The sequence below is a fragment of the Yersinia sp. 1252 StPb PI genome (assembly GCF_048593885.1).
Taxonomy (GTDB): Bacteria; Pseudomonadota; Gammaproteobacteria; order Enterobacterales; family Enterobacteriaceae; genus Yersinia; species Yersinia enterocolitica_E.
Genome location: NZ_JAZGQE010000056.1, coordinates 1 through 25,882 on the forward strand (window position 1 = coordinate 1; position 25,882 = coordinate 25,882).

The following is a 25,882-nucleotide window of genomic DNA, read 5'->3' on the forward strand; positions in this document are numbered from 1 at the left end:
AAAGTAATAATTAATTACAGTGGGTATTAATATTATCCCAATACAGATAACCGATTAATGTGATGGTTTGGTCACATCCGCTACTTGCCAATCCACGTTACCTGCATTACCTTTTGCGCCATACTCCCCACAGCCTAAGAAGGAGAAAACGATGGGATATAATCTGACGGAGCTTTCTGACGAAGAAACGGCAAAAATGAATGTTGATTTAGCCGCTTCAGGCGTGGCGTTTAAAGAGCGTTACAATATGCCAGTGATTGCTGAAATGATCGCCCGGGAACAGCCGGAAGAACTGCGTGAGTATTTTTTACAACGCTTAGCTCACTACCGTGCTGAATCAATTAAATTCTCACGTTTACCCTATGAGCCCAAGATAAAGTAAGCGACGAAAAGCTCCCGCAGGTATCAAGTTGCGGGAGTGAACCGAATAAGACAATTATGACTTACGAGCAAATCTATCTGTAGCCAGAATCAACTGGTGCAGAATTCCTGGCTCATCAAAGGAATGCCCAGCACCTTCGACAATATGCAATTCAGCCTCTGGCCAGGCTTGTGCTAAATCCCAGGCATTCTGTGGCTGGCACGCCATATCATATCGACCATGAATAATAACTGCTGGAATGTGACGAATACGTGTCACGTTATCCAACAATTGGTTATCACTGTCTAAAAAACCTAGATGGGTAAAATAGTGATTTTCAATACAGGCAAAGGCCAGAGCAAAATCATCTTCGCCAAAGGAAGCAGAGCTTTTGGTCGGTAATAATGTAACAGTTTCACCTTCCCATAAACTCCAAATTTTGGCAGCCTCCAGTTGTACCGCCTTGTCAGGTGATGTCAGCCGCTTACGGTAAGCAGCAGTAACATCACTCCGTTCTTCTGGCGATAAAATGGAAAGTATACGTTGCCATTTATCTGGGAAAAAACGAGAGGCCCCATCCTGGTAGTACCAATTCAACTCTTTTTTGCGCAGTGTGAAAATTCCACGCAGAACCATCTCACTGACCCGTTCGGGGTGTGTTTCACCATAAGCCAATGCGAGTGTTGAGCCCCATGAACCACCAAAGATTAGCCACTTATCTACATCCGCCATTTTGCGTAGCCGTTCGATATCATCGACCAAATGCCAGGTTGTATTATTGTCCAGACTGGCGTGGGGTTTTGAACGACCACATCCACGTTGATCAAACAGCAGCACTTTATATTTTTTAGGGTTAAAAAGTTGCCGGTGATAAGGTGCAATACCCCCTCCCGGTCCACCATGTATAAATACAGCTGGTTTACCTTCTGGGTTGCCACAGAGTTCCCAATAAATCTGATGCCCATCGCCGGTGTCTAATAAACCACTGTCGTAGGGTTCATACGCTGGATAAAGCCCACGTAATTGTTCCATTATTTTTCCATGTTTGTTATTAGACATTAAAGTTATCAAAGCCTATACAGCACGCAGGGTCAACGATAAAACATCACATTTACGCCAATCAGCCAATTAATTCCTCCAACTGGCGATAATTACGCCATATCTCAATGCATTCTGCGCAGTTATATCCTCGGGATAACACGATTTAAACGGTAACAAGATAGATTAAGATTTAATAATACTGTTGTTAAACAATAGATTAATTGCATTGATGCTTTATCTCCTTGCAACTTACCCTCATAAGGTGGTTAATAGGTGGGCGTACCAACCTAACCGAAGGTAAAGAGAGGCAAGCCATGAGTAAGGGAATGGACAGCAAAAAGAACGCGAAGAAAAAGCCACTAAAAACTCCAGCTGAGAAAAAAGCGGAGAAACGCGCTAAGAAGTCATCTTCTACCAGCGCAGAATAAACGGGCTTTTCGTCTCGTCAGTCAACCCGCCATATTAGGCGGGTTTTTTGTTGCTATTATTTAGCAATAGTCGGTGGGAGATAGAAATGTATTTTCGTGTTATCGATACCGAAACCTGTGGTTTAGCCGGTGGGATTGTTGAGGTTGCTTCTATTGATTTAGTTGATGGAGCATTGGCTAACCCTATGAGTGATCTGATTAGTCCAGACCGACCAATCAGCATTGATGCGATGGTAATCCACCATATCACTGAAGAAATGGTCGAAGGTAAACCACGAATTGCGGTTGCGATTAGAAGATATCAAGGCAGCCCATATTATGTTGCCCATAATGCGCCTTTTGATCGTGGGGTATTACCGGAGATGGGCGGCCAATGGATTTGCACGCTTAAGCTGGCACGAATGCTCTATCCTGACATTAAGCACAGTAATCAATATCTGCGTTACGCTTTGCGACTGAATGTTTCAGTACCGGATAATCTATACCCGCATCGTGCTTTATACGACTGCTATGTCACTGCGGCGCTATTACAGCGCATTATGCAAGACTCTGGTTGGAACGCCGAACAAATGGCCGAGATGACACAGCAGCCGCTGTTATTACAGACATTTAAATTTGGGAAATACCGGGGCAAAAGCATTGAACAGATAGCCCGGCAAGACCCGGACTATCTGCGTTGGATGTTAGCTTCAATAACTGACCTTACGCCAGATATGCGCCATACCCTGACCTATTACCTGACGTAATATCCCTGACTAGATTAAGCCAAAGCCAGTATGAATGCATATTCCAAAGCGATGTCTTCATACGCTTTGAAACGGCCTGATTTACCGCCATGACCTGAATCCATATCGGTGTAGAGCAATAATTGGTGGTCATCCGTTTTCATTTCACGCAGCTTGGCGACCCACTTTGCCGGTTCCCAGTATTGAACCTGTGAATCATGTAAGCCGGTAGTCACCAGCATGTGCGGGTAATCCTGAGCCTTTACCTGATCATAAGGACTGTATTGCTTAATATAGTCGTAATACGCCTTATCGTTCGGGTTGCCCCATTCATCATACTCGCCAGTGGTGAGAGGAATCGATTCATCCAACATTGTGGTTACCACATCAACAAACGGCACCTGTGCCACTACGCCTTTATATAACCCGGGTTCCTGATTGATGACCGTCCCCATCAACAAGCCACCAGCACTGCCTCCCATGGCAAATACACGGTTAGCATCACCATAACCCTCAGTTATCAGTGCTTTGGTAACATCGATAAAATCGTTGAAAGTATTTAACTTGTTGAGCAATTTACCGTCTTCATACCACTGCTGCCCCAATTCTCCGCCGCCCCGAATATGAGCCAGAGCGAAGACAAAACCACGATCCAATAGGCTTAATCGGCTACCACTGAATGCGGGATCCATACTGCTGCCATATGAGCCATAGCCATAAACCAACAGTGGATTACTGCCTGAAACAAAGTGATCTTGGTGATAAACCAATGAAACCGGCACTTTTACGCCGTCGGTTGCAGTGACCCATATCCGCTCGCTGCGATACTTTTCCGGGGTGAAATTCTTCACTTCTTGCTGTTTCAGTAGCTGGCGCGTACCTGTATCCATATTAAGTTCAAACATTGAACTTGGTGTGGTCATAGAGGAGTAGCCATAGCGCAGCAATTCTGTTTCTGGCTCGGGGTTATAAGCCAGCCAGGTAACATAGGTTGGGTCATCAAAAGTAATGTATTTCTCTTCGTCAGTGGCCCAGTGAATCTGTCGTAAATGCGTCAGCCCTTCACTACGCTCTTCCACTACCAACCAATCACGAAATAGGCTGAAGCCCTCCAACATAACATCAGTTGTTGGCGCGATTAATGACACCCATTGAGATTCATCGGCAAAATCACGTTGTTCTTTACCTTCTTCGGCTATTTTATACAAACCGAAATTCTTGCCATCTTTATTTGAGCGTAAATAAAAATGTTGCTTATAGTGGTCCAACCCGTATTCATGGTCTTTACGGCGCGGTGCAAACATCTGTGGTGCGGATTCAGGCTTATCAGCATCCAGCAACAAGATTTCAGATGTAGTGGTACTGCTCAGATTAATAACAATGAAACGTTCAGAGGTGGTTTTTTCCAGCCCAACATAAAATGTATCGTCGGTTTCCTGATAAATAAGTTGGTCCAATTGAGGGTCGGTTCCTACTACATGGCGATACACTTGATAAGGCAGTAATGTTTTTTCATGTTTGCGCACGTAATAGAGCGTTTTTGAATCATTGGCCCACTCAAAACTACCTGAGGTATTGCTGATAACTTCTTCGTGCCAAACATCACTTTGCAAATGTTTCACCCGGATATCATATTGGCGACGCGATAAGAAATCCTCTGCAACCGCTAATAGATGATTATCCGGGCTAACATCCAACCCACCCAAGGTATAAAACTCACTGTCCGCTGCCCGTTGGTTGCCATCCAATAACGTTTCCCAACTGCTATCAGCCCAAACCGGTTGACGCACGTAAATAGCATATTCATTACCCGGCTCAAAACGCGTCTGATAGCGATAGCCGTTGCGGATATAGGGGACTGATTCTTCCTGTGGCGGAATTCGCGAAACCATCTCTTGATACAGGGTTTCTCGCAAAGGTTGCTGTGGCTGCAACACTGCGTTGGTGAAATCATTTTCAGCTTGCAAGTAGTTCAGAACATCGGCGTCAGTACGCTGGTCATCACGTAGCCAATAATAGTCATCTACACGGGTATCGCCGTGCATAGTTATTGGATAAGGGCGTTTATCGGCCTTTGGAGGTATGGTCATTGGTTGAGTTATCCATCTGTGTTCGTTAACGCGAGAGTGACACGATTACCTGTGGATGCCAAGTACCAGCATATGCTTATAATTTAGCTGAAGGGAGCTAATTAAATGATAAATATGATTATAAAAGAGACCTGAGAGGGTATCCGCCGTGAGGGGGGGATAAACAGGTACCAGATACGTTTCCTCCAGCACCTGTTTGGCAGCAATTAACTTTATGCAGACGTTATTCTACCCAGACCTATTTGAGTCAATTACTAATGAGAGGTATACCTATTTAGGGCCATTATAGGTAATGCTGCCAGCTTTGCAGTCAAGTACCACTTGGTAGGTTTTGTCACCTTTGTTACCACGAACAGTCATTGGAACCTGCCAGACATCATCCTGGCCTGTAATGTCTACCGCGCTAATCCAAACCACCGGGCTATCAGTACCCAATTGTTTCTTATCCGCTTCCCAACGCGTAATTCTGTTTTGCAGAAAATCTCGCTTAACCTGCGTTGCTACCTGAGATTGGTTTAAACCGGGGCAAGCAGGTAATTTCGCTACTCGCGGCTCTTGGGCCTGTACACCACTGGTGATACCCGCCAATGCAGTGATCAATACCAAGGCTAATCCTGTCTTTCTCATCATTCCTCCAAATATTATTATTTCTATCCTATGGCAGGAACGATGATTGAAAGGTAGGTTACAGAGTGAACAGCGTTGCAGGGTAATAATGATAACGCCGTTTAATTAACACCGCGTAAATTCAATCACATAAAACTGTTCCAGCCCAGGATAGATCTCCTTAATCACCTTTTTCAGCTCATCCAATGACATATTTTCTTGCTCCGCATGACGGTCAGACAGTGCCTCCAGCGTGATTGGCGTGACTGATTTGACCATAATGTGGCAGAAGAATACGCCATCTTCATTGCGACATACGCGCAAGGTTTCCCCTGGGCGGAAATCGGATTCACTGCTATCCCGGATGGTGATCGTCTTACGATCTGCCAGAATATCCGCCTCAAATCGGCTAAAGAAGGTGATTTCACGATTCATTTTAGATCCCTTTTTCACTTTCTGCTGAAAGTTGGCAAATTAAGCGGCTTGATTTTCTTCAGATTTGTTTTTTTTCTCTGGCACATTCTTTTCCGCTTTCACTTTTGCTTGCCCATCGACAGGAGCCGCAGGGTTAGCACCTCGAAGAATTTGCCCCAAAGCCTCTTTATTTTCTGCCAGGAAGAAACTCAGCGCCTCGCGTTGATCTTCTTCAAGGGTTAAGGGAGCCTGTGACAGCCACTCAGACAAATTGTCAGCCAAATCCAGCATTTTATCGTAAGCATCGGCTTCTTTTTTGGTTGTGAAAGTCATTTTTTCCTCACCCTGTCTTACCACGACGAATTTTATTTCAACGGCCATTGCTGTATGTCCTTTTCATGTCTTTCACGCCCACAAGTAACTGTACATATAAACAGTATAATGTGAGTTGTCGGGGGGATGCAACAGTCATCTCCCCTTCGTGTAATTATTTCAATAAACGGGCTTTGCAGTTTTTGCCTTTAATCTTGCCTTGTTGTAATTGCTGTAAGGCACGTTTGGCACTGGCTTTACGGATTGCAACATAGGCATGGACTGGGAACATATCAATCTTACCGACGTCAGCGGCGGTCAGACCGGCCTCACCGGTTAAAGCACCCAAAATATCACCTGGGCGAATTTTTGCTTTGCGCCCACCATCAATGCATAACGTGACCATTTCAGGCTCTAGCATCGCGTTAGCACTACTGCTCACCTGTTCCGCCGGGGTCCATTTCAGTTTTATTTGCAGATAATCTTCAATGGCATGCGCGCGGGACATCTCTTGTGGTGTACACAAGCTAACCGCCAGACCACTCATCCCTGCCCGACCAGTACGACCAATACGGTGCACGTGAACCTCTGGGTCAAAGGCCAGCTCAAAGTTAACCACCAGCGCCAGATCTTTAATGTCCAGGCCTCGGGCTGCTACATCGGTTGCCACCAGCACACGACAACTGCGGTTGGCAAAACGTACCAGCACCTGATCACGGTCACGTTGTTCTAAGTCACCATGCAAAGCCAGCACACTGATTCCACGAGATTCCAATGCTTCATAGACACTTTGGCAATCTTTCTTGGTGTTACAGAAAACCACACAAGAACTCGGCTGATAATGACTGAGAACTGATATCAGTAGCGGCAAACGTTTTTCGCGGGTGGTTTCAAAGAACACCTGCTCAATGGCAGGAACTTCATCGCCATCATCAACTTCAACATTGATTGGTTGGCGTTGAACTCGCGCACTGATTCGTTCGATACCGACCGGATAGGTGGCTGAGAACAGTAGGGTTTGGCGCTGTGGCGGGGTATAGGCAATGACATCGTCGATGGCATCGGTAAAGCCCATATCCAGCATGCGATCAGCCTCATCCAATACCAGAATCTTAAGATCTTCCAGTACCAGTGTTTTCTTACGCAAATGCTCCTGAATACGCCCCGGCGTGCCCACAACAATGTGTGGCGCATGTACCAGTGAATCCAATTGATGCCCCATCGGTTGGCCACCGCACAAGGTCAGGATTTTAATGTTTTGCGTGAAACGGGCCAAGCGGCGCAACTCTTTGCTGACCTGATCAGCCAATTCGCGGGTCGGGCACAGTACCAATGCCTGGGTAACAAACTCACCGACCGCAATTTTATCGAGTAAACCAATACCGAATGCCGCAGTTTTGCCACTGCCGGTTTTGGCTTTCGCCCGGACATCCTGCCCGTTGAGGATTGCCGGTAAAGCCGCGGCCTGTACCGGTGTCATCTCGGTATAGCCAAGTTCATTAAGATTGGACAACTGCTCAGCAGGCAGCGTCAGGGAAGAAAAGGAAGTTGTGCTCACGGCAGTAACTCTTATAACTGGATGGAATGGCAGCGACAGCCTGAAGGCAAGCGCAAGATTTTGGCGCGATAATACCAGAAATGGGGGCATTGCCGGAGTTAAACCGCAAAAAACAGACCAAATACGCAATGCGCTGCGCATATATTGATATCGACTCACTGCCATTCGCCAGATACGCAATCGTTTTCGTTGCCATTTTGCCGTATACTGGCGCCCGTAAAATTGATCGCGCGACAAATAAATGTGCAACTATCCCACTGATGTAGGTACCTAACTATGCTAACTATTGGAACCGCTCTGCGCCCAGGCGCTACCCGTGTCATGTTGCTTGGCTCTGGCGAGTTGGGTAAAGAAGTGGCTATCGAATGCCAAAGACTGGGGCTGGAAGTAATTGCCGTGGATCGCTATGCAGATGCACCCGCCATGCATGTTGCCCATCGCAGCCATGTCATTAATATGCTGGATGGCTCGGCGCTGAAACAGTTGGTCGAACAGGAAAAACCGCACTATATCGTGCCGGAAATAGAAGCTATCGCCACCGATATGCTGGTTGAACTCGAGAAGATGGGCCAACGGGTCGTGCCTTGTGCCGAGGCAACCCGGCTGACGATGAACCGTGAAGGCATTCGCCGTTTAGCGGCAGAAACCCTGCAATTGCCAACCTCTAGCTACCGTTTCGCCGACACTGATAGCGCATTCCGTCAGGCCGTTAGTGAAGTGGGTTATCCCTGTATCGTTAAGCCAGTAATGAGTTCTTCCGGTAAAGGCCAAAGCCTGATCCGCCATGCTGATCAACTGCAAACCGCCTGGGATTATGCCCAACAAGGTGGCCGCGCCGGGGGTGGCAGAGTGATTGTTGAAGGCTTGGTTCGTTTTGATTTTGAAATTACCCTGCTGACAATCAATGCTGTTGATGGCATCCATTTTTGTGCGCCTATTGGCCACCGTCAGGAAGATGGCGACTACCGTGAGTCCTGGCAGCCACAGGTGATGAGTGAGACCGCATTGGCGCGTGCAAAAGCGATCGCGTCTCAGGTGGTGAAAGCTCTCGGCGGTTATGGCTTATTTGGCGTGGAATTATTTGTTTGTGGCGATGAAGTGATTTTCAGTGAAGTGTCACCGCGCCCGCACGATACCGGCATGGTGACGTTAATTTCACAAAATATGTCTGAGTTCGCATTACATGTCCGGGCATTTCTTGGTTTCCCGATTGGCACTATCCGTCAATATGGCGCGGCCGCTTCAGCGGTTATTTTACCTGAATTGACCAGCCAGAATATTGCTTATCATGGCTTAGAAACTGCTTTGGCTGGCGATACGCAAATTCGCTTATTTGGTAAACCTGACATTGCCGGCAAACGGCGTTTAGGGGTGGCGCTGGCCGTCGCTGATGATATCACTACCGCCATCGAAGTAGCGAAACGAGCCGCAGCGGCCGTCGTGGTCAGTGGGTAACCCTCAGCCCGTTCATCTGGTTATCCCATAAAAAAACCCGCCAATTAACGGCGGGTTTAATCCGTTGCTATCCCGAGGTTATCCCTCGTACGGATCCTCAATGTCATCCGCATCTTGCTCATTATCACGGCGATAATCAGATTCATCATGATCATCAAAATCAGTATCTTCAAAGATAGCCATGGCTTGTGGATCATCTTGGTGCCGCTCACGGATTTCTGCGGCCACCAGTGCGATCGCTTCACCACTGCTCATACCTTCCGACATGAATTTGTGAATACGTTCGACAGCTTCTTGCTGTTCCTCATGGGAAAGTGAAGGCATACCCGCTAGCATTGATTCATCTCCAACATATAATTGATTAAGTATACCTGTTTATTCGGGTCTGCGGTGAATTGACTGCCCCAGACGACCCGCCCGCCAATTTATGCTAATCTTCCCTGCGGCTCGCTGCGAACGGCGTCATCGCGCCCCCAATATGTCCATCCGAAAGAAAAGAATAGTGACTCATGAGTGAGAAATCCCTGACCATCAAAGCCTTGCCTTATCAGCCTGACGCCCTGCTCCAACAATTTGCTCCACTCGCCAATCAAAGCTGGGCAATGCTGCTGCATTCGGGATTCGCAGAACATGCCCATAATCGTTTTGATATATTGGTCGCTGACCCGCAGGTAACACTCACCACCCGGGGCCAGCAAACGGAGATAATCAGCGCGCACGGCCGAGTCTGCTCCCCGGCAGATCCCTTCTGTTTATTACAGCAGCAGCTCGATAAATTCGCCTTGCCACTGCCATCACACCCCGACCTGCCATTTCTGGGCGGCGCATTGGGGTTATTTGGTTATGACCTGGGCCGTCGAGTTGAGAAGTTGCCGACACTGGCCGAACAAGATATCGCATTACCGGATATGGCGGTCGGCTTGTATGACTGGGCGCTGATTGCCGACCATCATTTGCAGAAGCTGACGCTGGTGTGTCACGGGGATGCCGAGCAGCGCCTACTCTGGCTACAGCAACAACAGAGTCCTGAAGCTCCCCAGCCATTCACACTGACCAGCCCATGGCTGGCCAATATGTCACGAGCGGAATATGGCGAAAAATTCCGCCAGATTCAAGAGTACCTACACAGTGGTGACTGTTATCAAATTAATCTGGCACAGAGATTCAGTGCTGAATATCAAGGTGATGAATGGCAAGCCTTTCTGTCGTTGAGTCGCAGTAATCGCGCACCGTTTTCGGCCTTTATCCGCTTGCCACACAACGCCATACTGAGTGTCTCGCCGGAGCGCTTTTTATGGCTGGAAAACCATCACATTCAAACTCGCCCGATCAAGGGCACACTGCCACGTTTGGAGCACCCCGAGCAGGACCGCTTGCAGGCTGAACGCTTAGCTAACTCACCGAAAGATCGGGCTGAAAATCTGATGATAGTGGACCTGCTGCGCAACGATATCGGCCGTGTAGCGCAACCAGGTAGCGTGCGGGTGCCTGAGTTATTTGTCGTTGAGCCTTTCCCGGCAGTGCACCATTTAGTTAGCACAATTACCGCGACCCTGCCTGCTGAATGCCCGGCGACGGCGCTGCTTCGAGCCTGCTTCCCCGGTGGTTCAATAACCGGAGCACCGAAGATTCGTGCCATGGAGATCATCGAACAACTGGAGCCACAGCGGCGCAATGCCTATTGCGGTAACATTGGCTATATTAGTTGCTGTGGTACGATGGATACCAACATCACCATCCGCACGCTGTTGACCGAAAACGGCAAAATCTATTGTTCTGCCGGTGGAGGAATTGTGGCTGATAGCCAGGAGCAGGCTGAATATCAGGAAACATTTGATAAAATCGCCCGCATTTTGCCGCAACTGGAAATGCCTGGCTTTGAAAAAGACAGCTTATAAGCGAGCCATTCTGTGAGTGAATTATTTATCGGGCAAACTTTATCTGAATTTATCAGCCGGTTTCAACTGCAACTGCCCCAAGCTGGCAGCTTTACGGCCAATAGCCACCATGCCGCGGTTTTAATTCCGATAATTTGTCGACCAGAGCCTACTTTGCTGCTGACACGGCGCTCTGATCATCTGCGTAAACATGCCGGTCAGGTCGCCTTCCCCGGCGGCAAAGCAGACAGGGAAGACAGTTCACTGATTGATACCGCACTGCGTGAAGCGCAAGAAGAGGTCGCTATTCCTGCTTCGGCGGTACATGTCCTCGGGCAACTGGCGCCATTAGACAGTTCCAGTGGTTATCAGGTCACCCCGATTGTTGGTTTGATCCCCGCTAATATTGCCTTTCATGCTAATGAAGAAGAGGTGGCTGGTCTGTTTGAAATGCCCTTACACGAGGCGCTTAGCCTTTCACGCTACTATTCTCTGGATATACATCGTGGAGGTGTCAATCACCGGGTCTATCTTTCTTGGTATGAGAGCCAGTTTGTCTGGGGCTTGACGGCGGCAATTATCCGGCGGCTGGCACAACAGGTGAGTATTTAATCTAAAACCATCACTCAAGCATGGGTAATGAGTGACATACCTCACAGCGTTGCCGCTAAAAAAGCTGAATTACAGCATAAAGCGATCCCTATCACCCCATCACATCGATTTTTACTCTATTTTCCCTGCACAACCATTTTAAAAAAACTGTAAACTGGCCTGTCAGCGTTATGAAATATCTGTAAAATAACATTCATCACTATAAACCACTAAAAATGTAAGGTTAAAACCTGATAGTGAGCGCTACTGATGTCATCCTAAGCTGTTCTCGATTTAGTTCGTGGGTGATAACACAGGCGGACACCATATGTAGTTAATTTCATATGGTTTTTGATCGTTTTTTAGCCCTAAATTGATCGTGATATGTAACTGTTGCGGCATCAAATCGATGCGGCTAACACCAGTAGGACCCAAATAAACAAGGGTCTGTGATGGCAATACTTCATGTATAAATATTTATCATGCGAAGTAACCTGCTGCTATCCACAGAACTCTTATACTTAATATAGATATTCTCAGTCACATTCATATGCACTGGGAATAACAAAATGCGTTGTTAAGGAGTTATAGCGTGATTAGCGTTTTTGACATGTTTAAGATTGGTATCGGTCCATCCAGCTCTCATACTGTTGGGCCAATGAAAGCTGGCAAGGAGTTTGCTGATTTGCTGGTGACTCAGGGCCTGATGCCATCTGTCACGCGTGTTGCCGTTGATGTTTACGGCTCACTCTCATTGACAGGGAAAGGTCATCACACCGATATCGCCATTATTATGGGGTTAGCCGGCAATATGCCTGACACCGTGGATATCGACAGCATCCCAGCCTTTATCCGTGATGTGGGATTAAGCCAGAAATTGATGCTTGCCAATGGGTTGCGTGAAGTTGATTTCCCACGGGAAGGCGGAATGGTGTTCCGCAGCGATAATCTGCCACTGCACGAAAATGGCATGCAAATCCACGCTTTTGCCGGTGATGAGAAAGTCCTGAGCAAAACTTATTATTCAATCGGTGGTGGTTTCATCGTTGATGAAGAGCATTTCGGCAAAGCTGCGGTAAATGCCGTCAGCGTGCCCTATCCATTTAATTCTGCTGAAGAAATTCTGGCAAACTGCAAGCAAACCGGCATGTCTATCTCCGGTATGGTGATGCAGAATGAGCTGGCGATGCACAGCAAAGAAGAGATTGAAGCCTATTTCACCGCTATCTGGCAGACCATGCGCGCCTGTATTGATCGCGGTCTGAACACCGAGGGCGTATTACCGGGTCCTCTGCGTGTACCGCGCCGTGCCTCCGCATTGCGCCGCCTGCTAGTCTCTTCCGATAGCCTGTCCAGTGATCCAATGAACGTTATTGATTGGGTCAATATGTTTGCACTGGCAGTTAATGAAGAAAATGCGGCGGGCGGGCGTGTTGTTACCGCGCCAACCAACGGCGCTTGCGGTATCGTCCCCGCAGTGCTGGCCTATTACGACCACTTTATTGAGCCGGTCACCCCGGAAATCTTTATCCGCTATTTCCTGTCATCAGGTGCTGTCGGTATTTTGTACAAAATGAATGCCTCTATTTCTGGCGCTGAAGTAGGCTGTCAAGGTGAAGTGGGCGTTGCCTGCTCAATGGCAGCCGCGGGTCTGGCTGAATTACTGGGTGCCAGCCCAGAAAAGGTCTGTATTGCCGCTGAAATTGGCATGGAACACAATTTGGGGCTGACCTGTGATCCGGTTGCCGGCCAGGTACAAGTGCCTTGTATTGAACGTAATGCCATCGCATCAGTAAAAGCCATTAACTCTGCACGTATGGCGATGCGCCGCACCAGTGATCCACGCGTCTCCCTCGATAAAGTTATCGAAACCATGTTTGAGACCGGTAAAGATATGAATGCTAAATACCGCGAAACATCCCGTGGCGGTCTGGCTATCAAAGTGCAATGTAATTAATTTCGTTTGTAAGTGATGCATTGATCAATAAGGGGAGCCGAAGCTCCCCTTTTCTTTGATAGTAAATGCTGTCATTACCAGACGGTGGGCCAAGATTTAAAACCTACGCCGTTACGACACGACTGGCGTGTTGGCCCTGGCACTTCAGCAATCTGATAATTACCGGTTTTACTCTTCCAGTTCGTTATTCAGTTTGGTGATTCGCACTAACTCGATACGGTAATCCGAAACCTCCATAATCTCAAAACGCAGGTTATGCAGTTCAACCACATCCCCGGCGGTTGGCATATGGCCTGAGTGAGACAGCAGCATCCCGGCGAGTGAGGCATAATCGGCGGTCGGGCTTACCAGTTCCTGACAGTCCAGAGCCTGTTCCAGAGAGTGTAAATCCGCGCCCCCTTTCACCAACCAGCCATCACCGTCAGTGATAATGTCTGGTGTTTCATCTTCATCCGGGAACTCACCGGCAATGGCTTCCAACACGTCAAGTGGTGTTACCAGACCCTGTACCACACCAAATTCGTCATTGACCACCACTAAGCGGCCTTTTGCTTTGCGTAATACACCCAACAGATTAATCACGTCCATGGTATCGGGTACCACAATCGGTGGCGTTGTCGCCGCGAACTCACAAATCGAGTCACCTCGCTCAATGGCAACTAACAGATCTTTGGCGCGAACCACGCCGATTATCTGATCCAATGAATCACGACAAACCGGGAACAAACTGTGTGGTGTATCTAAGAGCTGCTCACGGATCTCCTCTTGTGAGCGATTACAATCGACCCAGGATATCTCTGTCCGTGGTGTCATCACACTACGCATCGAGCGGGATGCCAATGTCAACACACCACTTATCATATAGCGCTCTTCTTGTGCAAATGCCTCGGTAGGTATCATCTGTTGCGAGTCACCATTTTGTGGTTCCTGCTGCTGACGCCCCCCCATCAAACGAATGATGGCTTCAGCCGTGCGCTGGCGTCTTGGCAAGCGTGACTCATGCTTAATGAAATTACGGCGCGCAATCTGGTTAAACAGCTCAATCAGAATAGAGAAGCCAATTGCAGCGTACAGATAGCCTTTCGGTATGTGGAAACCAAAGCCTTCAGCAATCAGACTCAGGCCAATCATCAGCAAGAAGCTCAGACACAGCACCACCACCGTAGGGTGGGCATTGACAAATCGGGTCAGTGTTTTCGATGCCAACAACATCACGCCCATGGCGATGACAACCGCAGTCATCATAATCGCCAAGTCATTCACCATCCCCACCGCAGTAATCACTGCATCGAGTGAGAATACAGCATCCAGCACCACAATCTGTGCCACTACCGCCCAGAAGCTGGCATAGCCTCGATTGGCACTGTCATCGTGCTGGTTACCCTCCAGCCGTTCATGTAGCTCGGTGGTGGCTTTAAATAGCAAAAACAGCCCCCCCACCAGCAAAATAAGGTCGCGCCCCGAGAAATTAAAACTGCCGACACTAAACAGTGGTGTCGTCAGCGTGACCATCCAGGAAATGACCGACAACAGCCCCAGGCGCATTATCAGCGCAAGCGACAGCCCGATAATTCGCGCTTTGTCTCTTTGTTTGGGGGGGAGTTTATCAGCCAGAATGGCAATAAAGACCAGGTTATCAATACCCAGAACAATTTCCAGCACCACCAGTGTCAATAACCCTGCCCAGATTGAGGGGTCCATTAGAAATTCCATGTCAGACTCCGAAAATAAGAACACGATTTAGATGATGTGCGCACTGCAACAGATACAGCAAAACGCCGTAGCACGGTTGTCAGTATAGATACGCAGAAAGATTGGGTGAGATTGTACGCAGCAAAGGTGCGTGATTGAGTAACCAGATTTAAACCCACTGGTTGGGTATTAACGCTAAATAAACAGTAACTTCGGTGACAGTCCATAGGGAGAGCTGAGGCCCTTAACTCCTGACAATTAATAGAGCCGTTAACTTTATCAGGATTTTTTTTATCAGCATAGGGGGATTTATTACCTGACCCACGATAAACAGTCATCTCATCACCTTAAGGTTCATCATCAGCCGCGATTCTATTTTTCTATACCTGAAATTTATCCCTCGCCGAAAAGTGGTTATGAATCAAATTTTATACCGATTACACAAATAGTTAACACAAAAAGTCTAATATGGCGCTAGCAGCCCAACTGAATACATCAATGTCGTTTATATAACTGTTGATTAATTACCCAAGTAAGCTAAATCATTCATAACATGTCCGAATAAATGAACAGCGTCACATAATTTATTTTTTCACTGACTAAAATAAATCACATCCAACAACATTAAGCGGCCTACTTGAATCGATTCATTTGTGTTGCGAATAAATCATCAGCAGTACGCTGATATTGTGACTATCATATTAGATTCAATGTATACCGAAGTGCTGTGGGTGATTACTGGATTTTCTGTTACGTGCTAGGACTCAATTCTGAGTTAACTGAGGGGGTAGCGAGTGAGTATAGCTATTATCATCGGCACACATGGGGCTGCGGCAGAACAACTGCTGAAAACAGCTGAAATGATTTTAGGCGAGCAAGCTAACGTCGCTTATATCGATTTCGTCCCCGGTGAAAATGCCGAAACGTTGATTGAGAAATACAACGGTAAATTGACCGGGCTTGATACCAGCAGTGGTGTTCTATTCCTGGTTGATACCTGGGGTGGTAGCCCGTTTAACGCTGCCAGTCGTATTGTTACTGATAAAGAAAATTATGAGGTCGTTGCCGGGGTTAATATCCCGATGCTGGTTGAAACCTTTATGGCTCGTGATGATAATCCATCATTTGCTGAATTGGTTAACATCGCGGTGCAAACCGGTCGTGAGGGGGTTAAAGCATTAAAAACCGTCGAACCTGATGTGGCTACCACTCACCCGCAATCCCCTGCCGCTGCACGTAAAGTCGCGGCCCCAGCCGTCGCTTTAGGCCCCAATGATCATATGAAGATCGGATTGGCGCGCATTGATGACCGTTTGATACATGGTCAGGTCGCCACCCGCTGGACCAAAGAAACTAACGTAAATCGTATTATTGTCGTCAGCGACGAAGTTGCTGCTGACAAAATGCGCAGTACATTGCTAAAACAAGTTGCTCCTCCCGGCGTCACCGCGCACGTCGTTGATGTTGAAAAAGCGATTCGCGTCTATGACAACCCGAAATATGCCAAAGACAGGGTCATGCTGTTATTTACTAACCCAACTGACGTCGTCCGTATGGTTGAGGGTGGTGTAGACATCAAGTCAGTCAATATCGGTGGTATGGCATTCCGTCAGGGTAAAACCCAGGTGAATAATGCGGTCTCCGTTGATGAAAAAGATATTGAAGCTTTTAATAAATTAAATGCCCGTGGTATTGAGCTGGAAGTTCGGAAAGTCTCTTCGGATAGCCGACTCAAGATGATGGATTTAATCAGCAAACTTAATAAATAGCTTTATTAAAAACTACGTAGAAAGGTAATGCCCTGTTCTGTTTGGAACACGGTTATTTTTACTCAGCTTTTTTGGTCATAGGAGAAGTACAATGGAGATCACAACTCTTCAGATTGTGCTGATATTCATAGTTGCATGTATCGCCGGGATGGGCTCCATTCTGGATGAGTTCCAATTTCACCGTCCCCTGGTCGCTTGTACTCTGGTAGGTCTGGTTTTAGGTGATATGAAAACCGGTATTATTATCGGTGGTACCTTGGAGATGATCGCGCTCGGCTGGATGAACATCGGGGCCGCAGTAGCTCCTGATGCCGCGTTAGCCTCGATTATCTCTACTATTCTGGTTATTGCAGGTGGCCAAGACATCGGTGCAGGTATCGCACTGGCTATTCCGCTAGCAGCAGCCGGTCAGGTATTAACCATTATCGTCCGTACCATTACTGTGGCCTTCCAGCACGCCGCCGACGGAGCCGCCGAACGTGGCAGCCTACGAGCGATAACCTGGATCCACATTTCAGCCCTGTTCTTGCAGGCGATGCGTATCGCTATCCCTGCCCTGATCGTTGCCCTGTCTGTTGGGACATCTGAAGTTCAGATGCTGCTCAGTTCGATTCCTGATGTGGTTACCAGTGGCCTGAATATCGCCGGTGGTATGATCGTCGTAGTAGGTTACGCCATGGTTATCAACATGATGCGTGCCGGCTACCTGATGCCATTCTTCTACTTAGGTTTCGTGACCGCCGCATTTACCAACTTCAACCTGGTGGCATTGGGTGTTATTGGTGTGGTTATGGCCCTTCTTTATATCCAGCTCAGTCCTAAATACAACAAGTCTCAGGTTGTACAGTCTGGCCCGTCCAATAATGACCTTGATAACGAATTAGACTAGGAAAAGGTGAGAGAAATGGTTGATACAACAACTGTGCTTGATAAAACCACAGCGACTGGTGAAAAGAAACTCACGCCTGCTGATATTCGCGGGGTGTTTATCCGCTCTAACCTTTTCCAAGGGTCGTGGAACTTCGAACGTATGCAGGCGCTGGGGTTCTGCTTCTCAATGGTGCCGGCGATCCGTCGTCTATACCCTGAGAACTCGGAAGAGCGTAAGCAGGCAATCAAACGTCATTTGGAATTCTTCAACACCCAACCCTTCGTTGCCGCGCCAATTCTGGGCGTAACGCTGGCGATGGAAGAGCAGAAAGCCAATGGTGCCGAGATTGACGATGCGGCAATTAACGGGATCAAAGTCGGTCTGATGGGGCCGCTGGCAGGTGTCGGTGACCCAATATTCTGGGGTACTGTGCGCCCGGTGTTGGCAGCTCTCGGTGCCGGTATCGCAATGAGCGGCAGTTTACTTGGCCCATTGCTGTTCTTTGTACTGTTTAACCTGGTACGTTTGCTGACCCGTTATTACGGTGTGGCCTATGGCTATAAAAAAGGCGTCAATATCGTCAGCGATATGGACGGTGGCCTGCTGCAAAAACTGACTGAAGGGGCGTCTATCCTCGGCCTGTTTGTTATGGGGGCCTTGGTTAACAAGTGGACCCACGTCAACATACCGGTGGTGGTATCCAAGATAACCAATCAGAATGGTCAGACCACAGTAACTACGGTGCAAACCATTCTTGACCAGTTGATGCCAGGTTTGGTGCCATTACTGTTAACGTTCGGCTGTATGTGGCTATTACGTCGTAAAGTTAACGCGTTGTGGATTATTATGGGCTTCTTCGCCATCGGTATCTTCGGTTACTGGATTGGCTTCCTGGCACCTTAATGTTCTGATTAGATTTGGTAAAAACCGGGGGTTTACTCCCGGTTTTTTTTTAGGATAGATACCAATACCCAATAGATTTCAAAGTGTAGGAAGGTGGCAGCAACACACCTGTGGTTTGAAAGATGATGGGGATGTATATCTTGGGAGTTGTTGCATGTCGGTTACTGATTTCGTTTTAATTGTTTTTATCGCCCTACTGCTCGCTTATGCTATTTATGATGAATTCATCATGAACATGATGAAAGGGAAGACCCGGCTGCAAGTTCACTTAAAACGTAAAAGCAAAATCGACTGCGCCATCTTTGTCGGACTGATAGCTATCCTCATTTACAATAATGTCATGGCGAATGGTGCACCGTTAACCACCTATTTATTAGTGGGTTTAGCGCTCATTGCGGTTTATATCTCTTATATCCGTTGGCCCAAATTATTGTTTAAAAATACCGGTTTCTTCTACGCTAATGCTTTTATTGAATATAGCCGAATAAAAAGTATGAATTTATCTGAAGATGGAATTTTAGTCATTGATTTAGAGCAGCGCAGATTATTAATCCAGGTTAAACAATTAGATGATCTAGAGAGAATTTATAATTTTTTCCTTGAAAATCAACAATAAACAAACACTCCTGGGAAATGTGTCTATTGAGTGCCTACTTAACTGATTAATTTCCCAGCAATACTCTTGTCTCTTCTCCTGCTTATTCCCACATTGTTATCGATGTTTATATGTACTATTTCGCACAAAACTCTCGATAATGAAAATCATTATCAGTAATAGTGGTTTGTCTTATTATCTTTGGGGTTGTCGATATAATAATTTATATGTTAAGGTTGCGCCGTTCATGGGGAGTAGCCGGTTTCTGTGCAATTGTACCTAACGTAATTGAAGGGTATTTATTGATAAGCAGAAACGCCCGTATCAACATACTCGTTTCATCTATTGAAACGTGGTACGGGTAGCCAGGTAAGGTTGGCGAGACCATAGACACGTAGCTCCGTCGTTAGGTTGGGGGTGGGTTACGTGTATATGGAGCCGCCCGGCCGAGTTTATTGCTATGAATCTATCTGCAACTCTTATCCTTGCTTTTGCTATGTCTATGGATGCATTTGCTGCTTCTATTGGTAAAGGCGCCAGTCTACACCAACCCCGTTTGCGAGAAGCACTACGTACTGGCCTTATTTTTGGTGTAATAGAAGCTATTACCCCACTCATAGGTTGGTGTATCGGCCTGTTCGCCAGTCAATATATTCTGGAATGGGACCACTGGATTGCTTTCAGTCTGCTGTTTATTCTTGGTTGCCGCATGATTTTTGAGGGTGCGAAACAACAAGTTGCAGAGACTGAAAAAATGCGCAGCCACAGCTTCTGGGTTTTGGTCATGACCGCAATTGCTACCAGCCTTGATGCCATGGCAATTGGTGTCGGTTTAGCCTTCTTACAAGTGAACATTGTCCACACCGCCATGGCGATCGGTCTGGCAACCATGATTATGGCTACCTTAGGTATGCTGATTGGCCGTTATATTGGCCCATTATTGGGTAAGCGTGCCGAAATCATTGGTGGGATAGTCTTGATAGCGATCGGCTTTAATATTCTGTATGAGCACATCTATCGGGTCGCTTAATGGCTAAAACGCGTCTATTCTGCCGATAAAATCATTGGGCAAAAATAAACCCCGCATTCAAAGAATAGCGGGGTTTTTTATGGTTCAGATGCCGCTTAGCAAACGGGCATCAACCTCTGATTAGAAGTCCATGGAAACAGACAGTTTTAGCTCACGCGGATTACCTTGGTACATATAAGTACCGGTATCTTCAACCGACTCCCAGTAACGTTCGTTGGTCACGTTCTCGAGATTCGCACGCCAGATCAGATTGGTCTCTTTCAGCGGCATGGTGTAACGCATGCCCAGATCCAAACGGGTCCATGGTTTTAGTTTTAAGGTGTTTTCCTGGTTAGCATACTGCGAACCAGAACGTGTGACAGTACCCGTAGCCGTCAAACCTTCTACTGCTTTAATATCGTACTCACCGCCAAACACTAACTGATAGCGAGCCACACCCACAGCATAATTACCATTATTTTGGCTGCTTTGCGCTTCGGTCAGTATCGGGTCCAACCACACGGCACTACCTAACAGACGAGTACCAAATACCGGTTCACCGAATACGTTCAGTTCAACGCCGCGGTTACGCTGTTCACCACCCAAGGCGTAGATATTGGTTGTTGCATCAATGGCACCGGCAGGTCTGGTGATTTCAAACAGAGCCAAGGTACCGCCATAGCGTTTGTTATCGAATTTCACGCCGACTTCATTCTGTTTAGCATGAATAATGCCAGTAACATTACCCGCATTGGCGGTATACCAAGGCGCGACCTTCCCCGGCGATAATGCTTCAATGTGGTTAGCATACAGGGAAACATTTTCCCACGGTTTAACCAACAAGCCATAAACTGGTGTCACTTTCATGGCATCTTGCACGTTTTTACTGTCTGGTACACCACTGTCAAAATTGCGAATAACCACTTCCTGACGGCGTAGCCCCAGCATCAGCTGCACTTTATCATCCATTGCCGACAGGGTATCCGACACCGAGATGCTACTGGCCCGAACCTGACTGTTTAGTGTTGGGTCTTGATTAGGGCTAGCAAAAGCAGTTGGGGGGAATGGGATTACCCCTGGGTTATAGATATTGGTGTCTACTGGTCCTGACATATTCCAGGCAGATTTAGCCGTTCGGTAGTTAGCGGCATAACCGAGATTCATCTTATGGGTTACTGGGCCGGTTTCAAAATGACCACGAATCCCCCCTAAACCAGCAATAGAGTCAGAAACATAAGGCACATACAGGCGGCTGATGGTGGCGTTGCCATTATTATCAGTCAGCGTTGGTGAGCCATATTGCCCGGTTTCGTCATTGTGGCTGGCACCGAGGGTACCGTATACCGTCCAGTTCTGGCTTAAATCATACTCACTACGCAGCATACCGAAGGTGGTTGCCATATCGGTATAGACCCACTGCTGACCATAGTTTAAGGTGGCTGCCGGTGGTTCTGGAATCACCGTCGCACTACCAATGGCAACATCAGTACGCATACCGTGAACGGTTTGTTTTTGATATCCAATATCTAAAGAAGTACGGGCGCGGTCACCACGGTAATCTAAACCGGTTGAGAGTGCGGTCGTGCGCTCGTTCTGATCATGAATAGCCGTTTCGCCTTCGCGGTGCAGCACATTAACCCGCACACCGAATTGGTCATTGTCACCAAAGCGGCGACCGACATCCAGCGCACCACCAACCTTGGCAGAAGAAGTATAATCCACGCTAACACGCGTCAATGGGGTATCACCGGCTCGTTTAGGCTCCAGGTTAATCATCCCACCCACACCGCTGCCGCTCGGCGAAATACCGTTCACAAATACGTTCGGGCCTTTAAACACTTCAACCCGCTCGACCATACTGGTATCAACCACCTGACGTGGCAGTACGCCGAACAGACCGCCGAACGAAATATCATCCCCATCGAGATTAAAACCACGAATACGGAAGTTCTGTGAAGCATTACCGTAGCCGCGCACGTTCTGTACTGAAGCATCGTTTTTGACCACATCAGCCAGTGTCCGCGCTTGCTGGTCTTCTACCAATTTAGATGTGTAGCCAATCACGTTAAAAGGTACGTTGCGCGCATCTTGCTGCCCCAGGAAGCCAATACGCCCACCGTTAGCTACCTGACCGTCCAGATAGGTTGGAATAAGATCATTACCACCGGCACGGAAGGTCTCTTGCGTCCCGACCACAGTAATAGTATCCGTTGTTTTGCTGCTATCAACCTGAGTGGCATCAGCTGTTGTGCTAGCCTTTTTGCTGCTTTCAGCCGTATTGTCTGTGGCTGTTGCTGCCCATACAGATGCAGACAAAGTCCCTAATGCCGCACCGATCATGACGCACAAAAGACGTGGTGCAAGCCGCTTCTGATTTGCGCGGGTAGAGATAGTTTGATTCATCGTGTTGATGCCCCTGAAGTTTGCAATTTTGTTAATAATGAGAATGCTTATTATAAGGATTCAGAATTATCCTGATAACAGTTGCCGATGCAAGCACTTCTGCACTTCTGCGGGGTTATTTTTTGTATCGTGAAAAAATTAGATCAGTTATGTAATGAACATGATCTCGGTCGGTAATCTTATGGCCCAAAATGAGGGGAAATGAAATTAAAGGGAAATGATTGCGTAAATTACTTTTATATACGACCAGACTAATTACCCCTTCCCTACTTAAGTCAATTTTTATGGGTTATTCACGCCAACCACCCCCTATTATTAATAAGGCGATTTATTCTTTCTCCCTGTTATATTGACATCAGTTCCTTACCTGAAGCCCCGTAGTGACAGGCTTGATAAGCGTAACCCTCATATCCATTACAATTCTTATCGTGTATTTATTTCTGGTAAGAAAATTCTCATTACCTAATTTCATCTGTTAGCGATAGACTGCTACATTACTTTTACCGCAATAACAGATTAACCCTTCTGGCTCTCGATCCGCTCAGCCAAAGGTGGCTGAATATTAATTCAAGGAAATACAGGAATGGCTTTGCATCCAGCATCATTTGACGATCATATTTTCCGGCTCTTGATTGAAGCCGTTGATGACTACGCCATATACATCATTGATGCTCAAGGACATATCCTCACTTGGAACAGTGGCGCAGAACGCAATGCCGGTTACGCTAGCGAAGAAGTTATTGGTCAATCTTTCGAACTGTTTTATACCCCAGAGGATTTGGCGAACAAATTACCGGCCAAAGGGCTGCAACATGCCAATCAGTTTGGCCACTATGAAACCCAGGGCTGGCGGGTGCGTAAGAATGGTAAACGTTTTTGGGGCAATATTACGCTGAGTGCGCTGCATGATTCAGACCATATTTTGCAGGGGTTCGTCCATGTCACCCGCGACTTGACGGATAAATGGCAGCGCGAAAATGCGCTGCGAAAGAGTGAGGAACAGTTTCGTCATCTGATCAGTGAAGTTGAAGACTATGCTATTTACATGATCGATACTCATGGCCGAATTCTCACCTGGAATAAAGGTGGAGAACGGAATGAAGGCTATACCAGTGATGAAATAATCGGTGAACATTTTGCGTTGCTGTTCACACAGGAGGATATTTCTGCTGGCGTGCCGGAGAAATCACTCGCCAAAGCCACCGCAGAAGGTAATTACCAGAGCGAAGGCTGGCATGTGCGCAAAAACGGTATTCGCTATTGGGCCAGTGTGGCAATTAACCCAATGCATGATGACAGTGGCAAACTGTTGGGTTTTACCAAAATTGTCCGTGATCTCACCGAGCGTCGTCAACGAGAAGAAGCACTGCGCATCAGTGAAGAGCGTTTTCGCTTAATGGTTGATACTGTTGAGGATTACGCTATTTTAATGCTTGATCCCTGGGGCCGGGTCAATACCTGGAACCACGGTGCTGAACGGAATATTGGCTATGCCAGTAATGAGATAATTGGTCAGCATTTCGGTTGTTTCTTTTTACCCGAGGATATTGCCGCCGGGTTACCGGAGAAGTTGCTGAAGACCGCAGCATCGACGAGCCGAATGGAACGCGAGGGCTGGCTGGTTCGCAAAGATATGACGCGCTACTGGGCAGTGACAGTCATAACAGTTGTCCATGACAATAATGGGAAACTTCTCGGTTATGCCGAAATAATCCGTGATATGAGTGAGCGCAAACAACGCGAAGATGCACTGCGCGCCAGTGAGGTCGCGCGTTATGAAGAGCGCGAGCAACTGCATCGGGTGTTGTCATCTATCCAGGAGGGGATTATCTCCCTCGACACAGAAGGCCGTGTGGTACTGATGAACCCCAAAGCCGAAGAGATGACCGGGCGTAGCCAAAATGAATCCTGTGGTTTGCCTATTGAAGACGTTTTTATTTTGTGGTCTCCGTTGCAAGATAAAAATCAGTTAGTTGCCTTCAATCAGTGTTTGGCCGAAGGGCGCAATACCTTATTACCAGAAGGCAGCCAGTTGTTATCAAGCCAAGGAGAACGGCAAGAGATTCGCTGTTCTGCCTCGCCGATCCGCGATCGTGACAATATACTCACCGGCGCGGTCGTGGTATTTCAGGATGTGACTCGCGCCCGCCATGCACAGCGCGAACTGCAATATCAGGCTAATCATGACATGCTAACTGGCCTGATTAATCGGCGTCGATTGGAAGAGCGGCTCACCCAATCAATCAGCCAATTGGGGGACAACGAGCAGCATATCCTCTGTTATGTCGATTTAGACTATTTCAAGGATGTTAACGATACCGCAGGCCATGAAGCTGGGGATATGGTGCTGAGAATGGTGGCACAAACCATGCAACAAGCCGTTCGTGAAAATGACATTGTCGCCCGTTTAGGTGGCGATGAGTTTGCTATCGTGTTGTTTAATTGTCAAAACAAGCCTGCAACAGACATTCTGGAATCTGTGGTTGCCGATATTGCCGCCATCCAATTTCATTGGCACGGTCAATCGTATACATTTACCGCAAGTCTGGGCGCCGTTCCGCTAACTCGCCAAACTGAGAATGCCGCACAAGCCATGCGTCAGGCAGATATCGCCTGTTATGCAGCAAAACACGCAGGCCGTAACCGGCTATCACTCTCACTCTAAACACCTTCTGGTCTGGGTGGCGATGACTGCCACCCACTCATCAAATTGATCAATCATCAGAAGCGCATTAACTCAATCGCCCTTAATGACATAATTTTAGCAGGGTTATTGGTTGGTATGTCGCGCAATTAGACTTTGGTCAAAATATCGCTGTCAGTGCTGTGCTATATAAAGATAATCATCTTATAGCCTGGAACAAATAGATATGCCGTACTTTACGGTTAGTGTTGTTTTGCATAATGCAGTGGAAGGCGATTACGAGTCACTTAATAAGAAAATGATTGATGCCGGCTTTACCCGCCTTATTGGTCGGGAAAAAGTCTATAAATTACCTGAAGGGGAATTCAATTATGGCAGCGGCACACTAAACAAACAAGAAGTTGCTGATTTAGCACTAAAAATTGCTGAGGAGGTACGGTTTATACCCTCTATACTGGTGACTGAATCCGGTGGTCGAACCTGGCGAAACTTAGATCTTAAATAAGCCACTTCAATAAATATAAAAAAACCATGAATTTGACTTAAGTTAATTAATGATTCTACACCAGGGAATGTCACAC

22 protein-coding genes are annotated in these 25,882 nt (G+C 47.2%); 13 read left to right on the top strand and 9 right to left on the bottom strand.

Annotation, left to right across the window (positions count from 1 at the left end; translation table 11 throughout):
* Nucleotides 1–151 precede the first annotated feature (151 nt).
* Entirely contained in the window at nucleotides 152–382 is a 231-nt protein-coding gene (locus V2A85_RS10520; RefSeq protein ID WP_083158608.1) for a DNA polymerase III subunit theta, read from the top strand.
* Between the two features lie 54 nt (nucleotides 383–436).
* Here the strand turns inward: V2A85_RS10520 and pip are convergent, their stop codons facing one another.
* The gene (pip, locus tag V2A85_RS10525) at nucleotides 437–1,393 is read right to left on the bottom strand and encodes a prolyl aminopeptidase (RefSeq protein ID WP_420071379.1); all 957 of its coding nucleotides are present in this window, start codon (nucleotides 1,391–1,393) and stop codon (nucleotides 437–439) included.
* 523 nt (nucleotides 1,394–1,916) lie between these two features.
* Between pip and exoX the strand changes: the two genes are divergently transcribed.
* Nucleotides 1,917–2,576, top strand: a complete 660-nt coding sequence (gene exoX, locus V2A85_RS10530) for an exodeoxyribonuclease X (protein WP_420071380.1) — start codon at nucleotides 1,917–1,919, stop codon at nucleotides 2,574–2,576.
* 14 nt (nucleotides 2,577–2,590) lie between these two features.
* Here exoX and V2A85_RS10535 read toward each other — a convergent pair whose 3' ends face one another.
* From V2A85_RS10535 to dbpA, 5 genes are all read right to left on the bottom strand, one after another.
* Entirely contained in the window at nucleotides 2,591–4,645 is a 2,055-nt protein-coding gene (locus V2A85_RS10535; RefSeq protein ID WP_420071381.1) for a S9 family peptidase, read from the bottom strand.
* A gap of 270 nt (nucleotides 4,646–4,915) precedes the next feature.
* On the bottom strand, nucleotides 4,916–5,272 hold the full coding sequence (gene yebF / locus V2A85_RS10540; protein WP_265331620.1) for a protein YebF: 357 nt from the start codon (nucleotides 5,270–5,272) through the stop codon (nucleotides 4,916–4,918).
* 105 nt (nucleotides 5,273–5,377) lie between these two features.
* Nucleotides 5,378–5,686 carry a N(4)-acetylcytidine aminohydrolase gene (gene yqfB, locus V2A85_RS10545; protein WP_083158603.1) on the bottom strand — a complete coding sequence of 103 codons (309 nt, stop codon included), beginning with the start codon at nucleotides 5,684–5,686 and terminating at the stop codon, nucleotides 5,378–5,380.
* Nucleotides 5,687–5,725: 39 nt separating this feature from the next.
* A complete protein-coding gene (locus tag V2A85_RS10550) occupies nucleotides 5,726–6,046 on the bottom strand; it encodes a YebG family protein (RefSeq protein WP_420071382.1) in 321 nt (106 codons plus the stop codon).
* 106 nt (nucleotides 6,047–6,152) lie between these two features.
* On the bottom strand, nucleotides 6,153–7,535 hold the full coding sequence (gene dbpA / locus V2A85_RS10555) for an ATP-dependent RNA helicase DbpA (protein WP_420071383.1): 1,383 nt from the start codon (nucleotides 7,533–7,535) through the stop codon (nucleotides 6,153–6,155).
* 276 nt (nucleotides 7,536–7,811) lie between these two features.
* Between dbpA and purT the strand changes: the two genes are divergently transcribed.
* Complete coding sequence (purT, locus tag V2A85_RS10560) at nucleotides 7,812–8,990, top strand: formate-dependent phosphoribosylglycinamide formyltransferase (protein WP_372559207.1); 1,179 nt, start codon at nucleotides 7,812–7,814, stop codon at nucleotides 8,988–8,990.
* Between the two features lie 78 nt (nucleotides 8,991–9,068).
* Here the strand turns inward: purT and V2A85_RS10565 are convergent, their stop codons facing one another.
* A complete protein-coding gene (locus tag V2A85_RS10565) occupies nucleotides 9,069–9,326 on the bottom strand; it encodes a YoaH family protein (protein WP_083158598.1) in 258 nt (85 codons plus the stop codon).
* 173 nt (nucleotides 9,327–9,499) lie between these two features.
* Here V2A85_RS10565 and pabB point away from each other — a divergent pair, with 173 nt between their 5' ends.
* The 3 genes from pabB to V2A85_RS10580 all read left to right on the top strand — a co-directional run bounded on the left by pabB (nucleotide 9,500) and on the right by V2A85_RS10580 (nucleotide 13,415).
* A complete protein-coding gene (pabB, locus tag V2A85_RS10570) occupies nucleotides 9,500–10,888 on the top strand; it encodes an aminodeoxychorismate synthase component 1 (protein WP_372559208.1) in 1,389 nt (462 codons plus the stop codon).
* A 12-nt stretch (nucleotides 10,889–10,900) separates the two neighbouring features.
* On the top strand, nucleotides 10,901–11,479 hold the full coding sequence (locus tag V2A85_RS10575; protein WP_083158596.1) for a CoA pyrophosphatase: 579 nt from the start codon (nucleotides 10,901–10,903) through the stop codon (nucleotides 11,477–11,479).
* A 571-nt stretch (nucleotides 11,480–12,050) separates the two neighbouring features.
* Entirely contained in the window at nucleotides 12,051–13,415 is a 1,365-nt protein-coding gene (locus V2A85_RS10580) for an L-serine ammonia-lyase (RefSeq protein ID WP_083158595.1), read from the top strand.
* 168 nt (nucleotides 13,416–13,583) lie between these two features.
* On the opposite strand, the gene V2A85_RS10585 is transcribed toward V2A85_RS10580, so the two are convergent.
* Complete coding sequence (locus tag V2A85_RS10585; protein WP_372559210.1) at nucleotides 13,584–15,128, bottom strand: TerC family protein; 1,545 nt, start codon at nucleotides 15,126–15,128, stop codon at nucleotides 13,584–13,586.
* Nucleotides 15,129–15,901: 773 nt separating this feature from the next.
* On the opposite strand from V2A85_RS10585, the gene manX reads away from it, so the two are divergent.
* From manX to mntP, 5 genes are all read left to right on the top strand, one after another.
* Nucleotides 15,902–16,876: a PTS mannose transporter subunit IIAB gene (gene manX, locus V2A85_RS10590; protein WP_420071384.1), complete on the top strand. Its 975-nt coding sequence runs from the start codon at nucleotides 15,902–15,904 to the stop codon at nucleotides 16,874–16,876.
* A gap of 91 nt (nucleotides 16,877–16,967) precedes the next feature.
* On the top strand, nucleotides 16,968–17,765 hold the full coding sequence (locus tag V2A85_RS10595; protein WP_004701713.1) for a PTS mannose/fructose/sorbose transporter subunit IIC: 798 nt from the start codon (nucleotides 16,968–16,970) through the stop codon (nucleotides 17,763–17,765).
* Nucleotides 17,766–17,780: 15 nt separating this feature from the next.
* Nucleotides 17,781–18,650: a PTS mannose transporter subunit IID gene (locus V2A85_RS10600; protein WP_083158592.1), complete on the top strand. Its 870-nt coding sequence runs from the start codon at nucleotides 17,781–17,783 to the stop codon at nucleotides 18,648–18,650.
* 154 nt (nucleotides 18,651–18,804) lie between these two features.
* On the top strand, nucleotides 18,805–19,266 hold the full coding sequence (locus V2A85_RS10605) for a DUF986 family protein (protein ID WP_420071385.1): 462 nt from the start codon (nucleotides 18,805–18,807) through the stop codon (nucleotides 19,264–19,266).
* A 439-nt stretch (nucleotides 19,267–19,705) separates the two neighbouring features.
* A complete protein-coding gene (gene mntP / locus V2A85_RS10610; protein WP_420071386.1) occupies nucleotides 19,706–20,275 on the top strand; it encodes a manganese efflux pump MntP in 570 nt (189 codons plus the stop codon).
* Nucleotides 20,276–20,395: 120 nt separating this feature from the next.
* Here the strand turns inward: mntP and V2A85_RS10615 are convergent, their stop codons facing one another.
* Nucleotides 20,396–22,657: a TonB-dependent receptor gene (locus V2A85_RS10615; protein WP_193784645.1), complete on the bottom strand. Its 2,262-nt coding sequence runs from the start codon at nucleotides 22,655–22,657 to the stop codon at nucleotides 20,396–20,398.
* Nucleotides 22,658–23,240: 583 nt separating this feature from the next.
* Here V2A85_RS10615 and V2A85_RS10620 point away from each other — a divergent pair.
* Nucleotides 23,241–25,322 carry a PAS domain S-box protein gene (locus tag V2A85_RS10620; protein ID WP_420071387.1) on the top strand — a complete coding sequence of 694 codons (2,082 nt, stop codon included), beginning with the start codon at nucleotides 23,241–23,243 and terminating at the stop codon, nucleotides 25,320–25,322.
* A 205-nt stretch (nucleotides 25,323–25,527) separates the two neighbouring features.
* A complete protein-coding gene (locus V2A85_RS10625; RefSeq protein WP_083158588.1) occupies nucleotides 25,528–25,806 on the top strand; it encodes a hypothetical protein in 279 nt (92 codons plus the stop codon).
* Nucleotides 25,807–25,882 lie beyond the last annotated feature (76 nt).

What these genes read in the sequence shown, in the direction of transcription:
- V2A85_RS10615 (WP_193784645.1), bottom strand. Translation starts at nt 22,657, where the DNA reads ATGAATCAAACTATCTCTACCCGCGCAAATCAGAAGCGGCTTGCACCA.
- V2A85_RS10565 (WP_083158598.1), bottom strand. Translation starts at nt 9,326, where the DNA reads ATGCTAGCGGGTATGCCTTCACTTTCCCATGAGGAACAGCAAGAAGCT.
- pabB (WP_372559208.1), top strand. Translation starts at nt 9,500, where the DNA reads ATGAGTGAGAAATCCCTGACCATCAAAGCCTTGCCTTATCAGCCTGAC.
- V2A85_RS10620 (WP_420071387.1), top strand. Translation starts at nt 23,241, where the DNA reads ATGGCTTTGCATCCAGCATCATTTGACGATCATATTTTCCGGCTCTTG.
- purT (WP_372559207.1), top strand. Translation starts at nt 7,812, where the DNA reads ATGCTAACTATTGGAACCGCTCTGCGCCCAGGCGCTACCCGTGTCATG.
- V2A85_RS10595 (WP_004701713.1), top strand. Translation starts at nt 16,968, where the DNA reads ATGGAGATCACAACTCTTCAGATTGTGCTGATATTCATAGTTGCATGT.
- exoX (WP_420071380.1), top strand. Translation starts at nt 1,917, where the DNA reads ATGTATTTTCGTGTTATCGATACCGAAACCTGTGGTTTAGCCGGTGGG.
- V2A85_RS10625 (WP_083158588.1), top strand. Translation starts at nt 25,528, where the DNA reads ATGCCGTACTTTACGGTTAGTGTTGTTTTGCATAATGCAGTGGAAGGC.
- V2A85_RS10605 (WP_420071385.1), top strand. Translation starts at nt 18,805, where the DNA reads ATGTCGGTTACTGATTTCGTTTTAATTGTTTTTATCGCCCTACTGCTC.
- V2A85_RS10585 (WP_372559210.1), bottom strand. Translation starts at nt 15,128, where the DNA reads ATGGAATTTCTAATGGACCCCTCAATCTGGGCAGGGTTATTGACACTG.
- V2A85_RS10535 (WP_420071381.1), bottom strand. Translation starts at nt 4,645, where the DNA reads ATGACCATACCTCCAAAGGCCGATAAACGCCCTTATCCAATAACTATG.
- V2A85_RS10600 (WP_083158592.1), top strand. Translation starts at nt 17,781, where the DNA reads ATGGTTGATACAACAACTGTGCTTGATAAAACCACAGCGACTGGTGAA.
- V2A85_RS10520 (WP_083158608.1), top strand. Translation starts at nt 152, where the DNA reads ATGGGATATAATCTGACGGAGCTTTCTGACGAAGAAACGGCAAAAATG.
- pip (WP_420071379.1), bottom strand. Translation starts at nt 1,393, where the DNA reads ATGGAACAATTACGTGGGCTTTATCCAGCGTATGAACCCTACGACAGT.
- yebF (WP_265331620.1), bottom strand. Translation starts at nt 5,272, where the DNA reads ATGAGAAAGACAGGATTAGCCTTGGTATTGATCACTGCATTGGCGGGT.
- V2A85_RS10550 (WP_420071382.1), bottom strand. Translation starts at nt 6,046, where the DNA reads ATGGCCGTTGAAATAAAATTCGTCGTGGTAAGACAGGGTGAGGAAAAA.
- yqfB (WP_083158603.1), bottom strand. Translation starts at nt 5,686, where the DNA reads ATGAATCGTGAAATCACCTTCTTTAGCCGATTTGAGGCGGATATTCTG.
- mntP (WP_420071386.1), top strand. Translation starts at nt 19,706, where the DNA reads ATGAATCTATCTGCAACTCTTATCCTTGCTTTTGCTATGTCTATGGAT.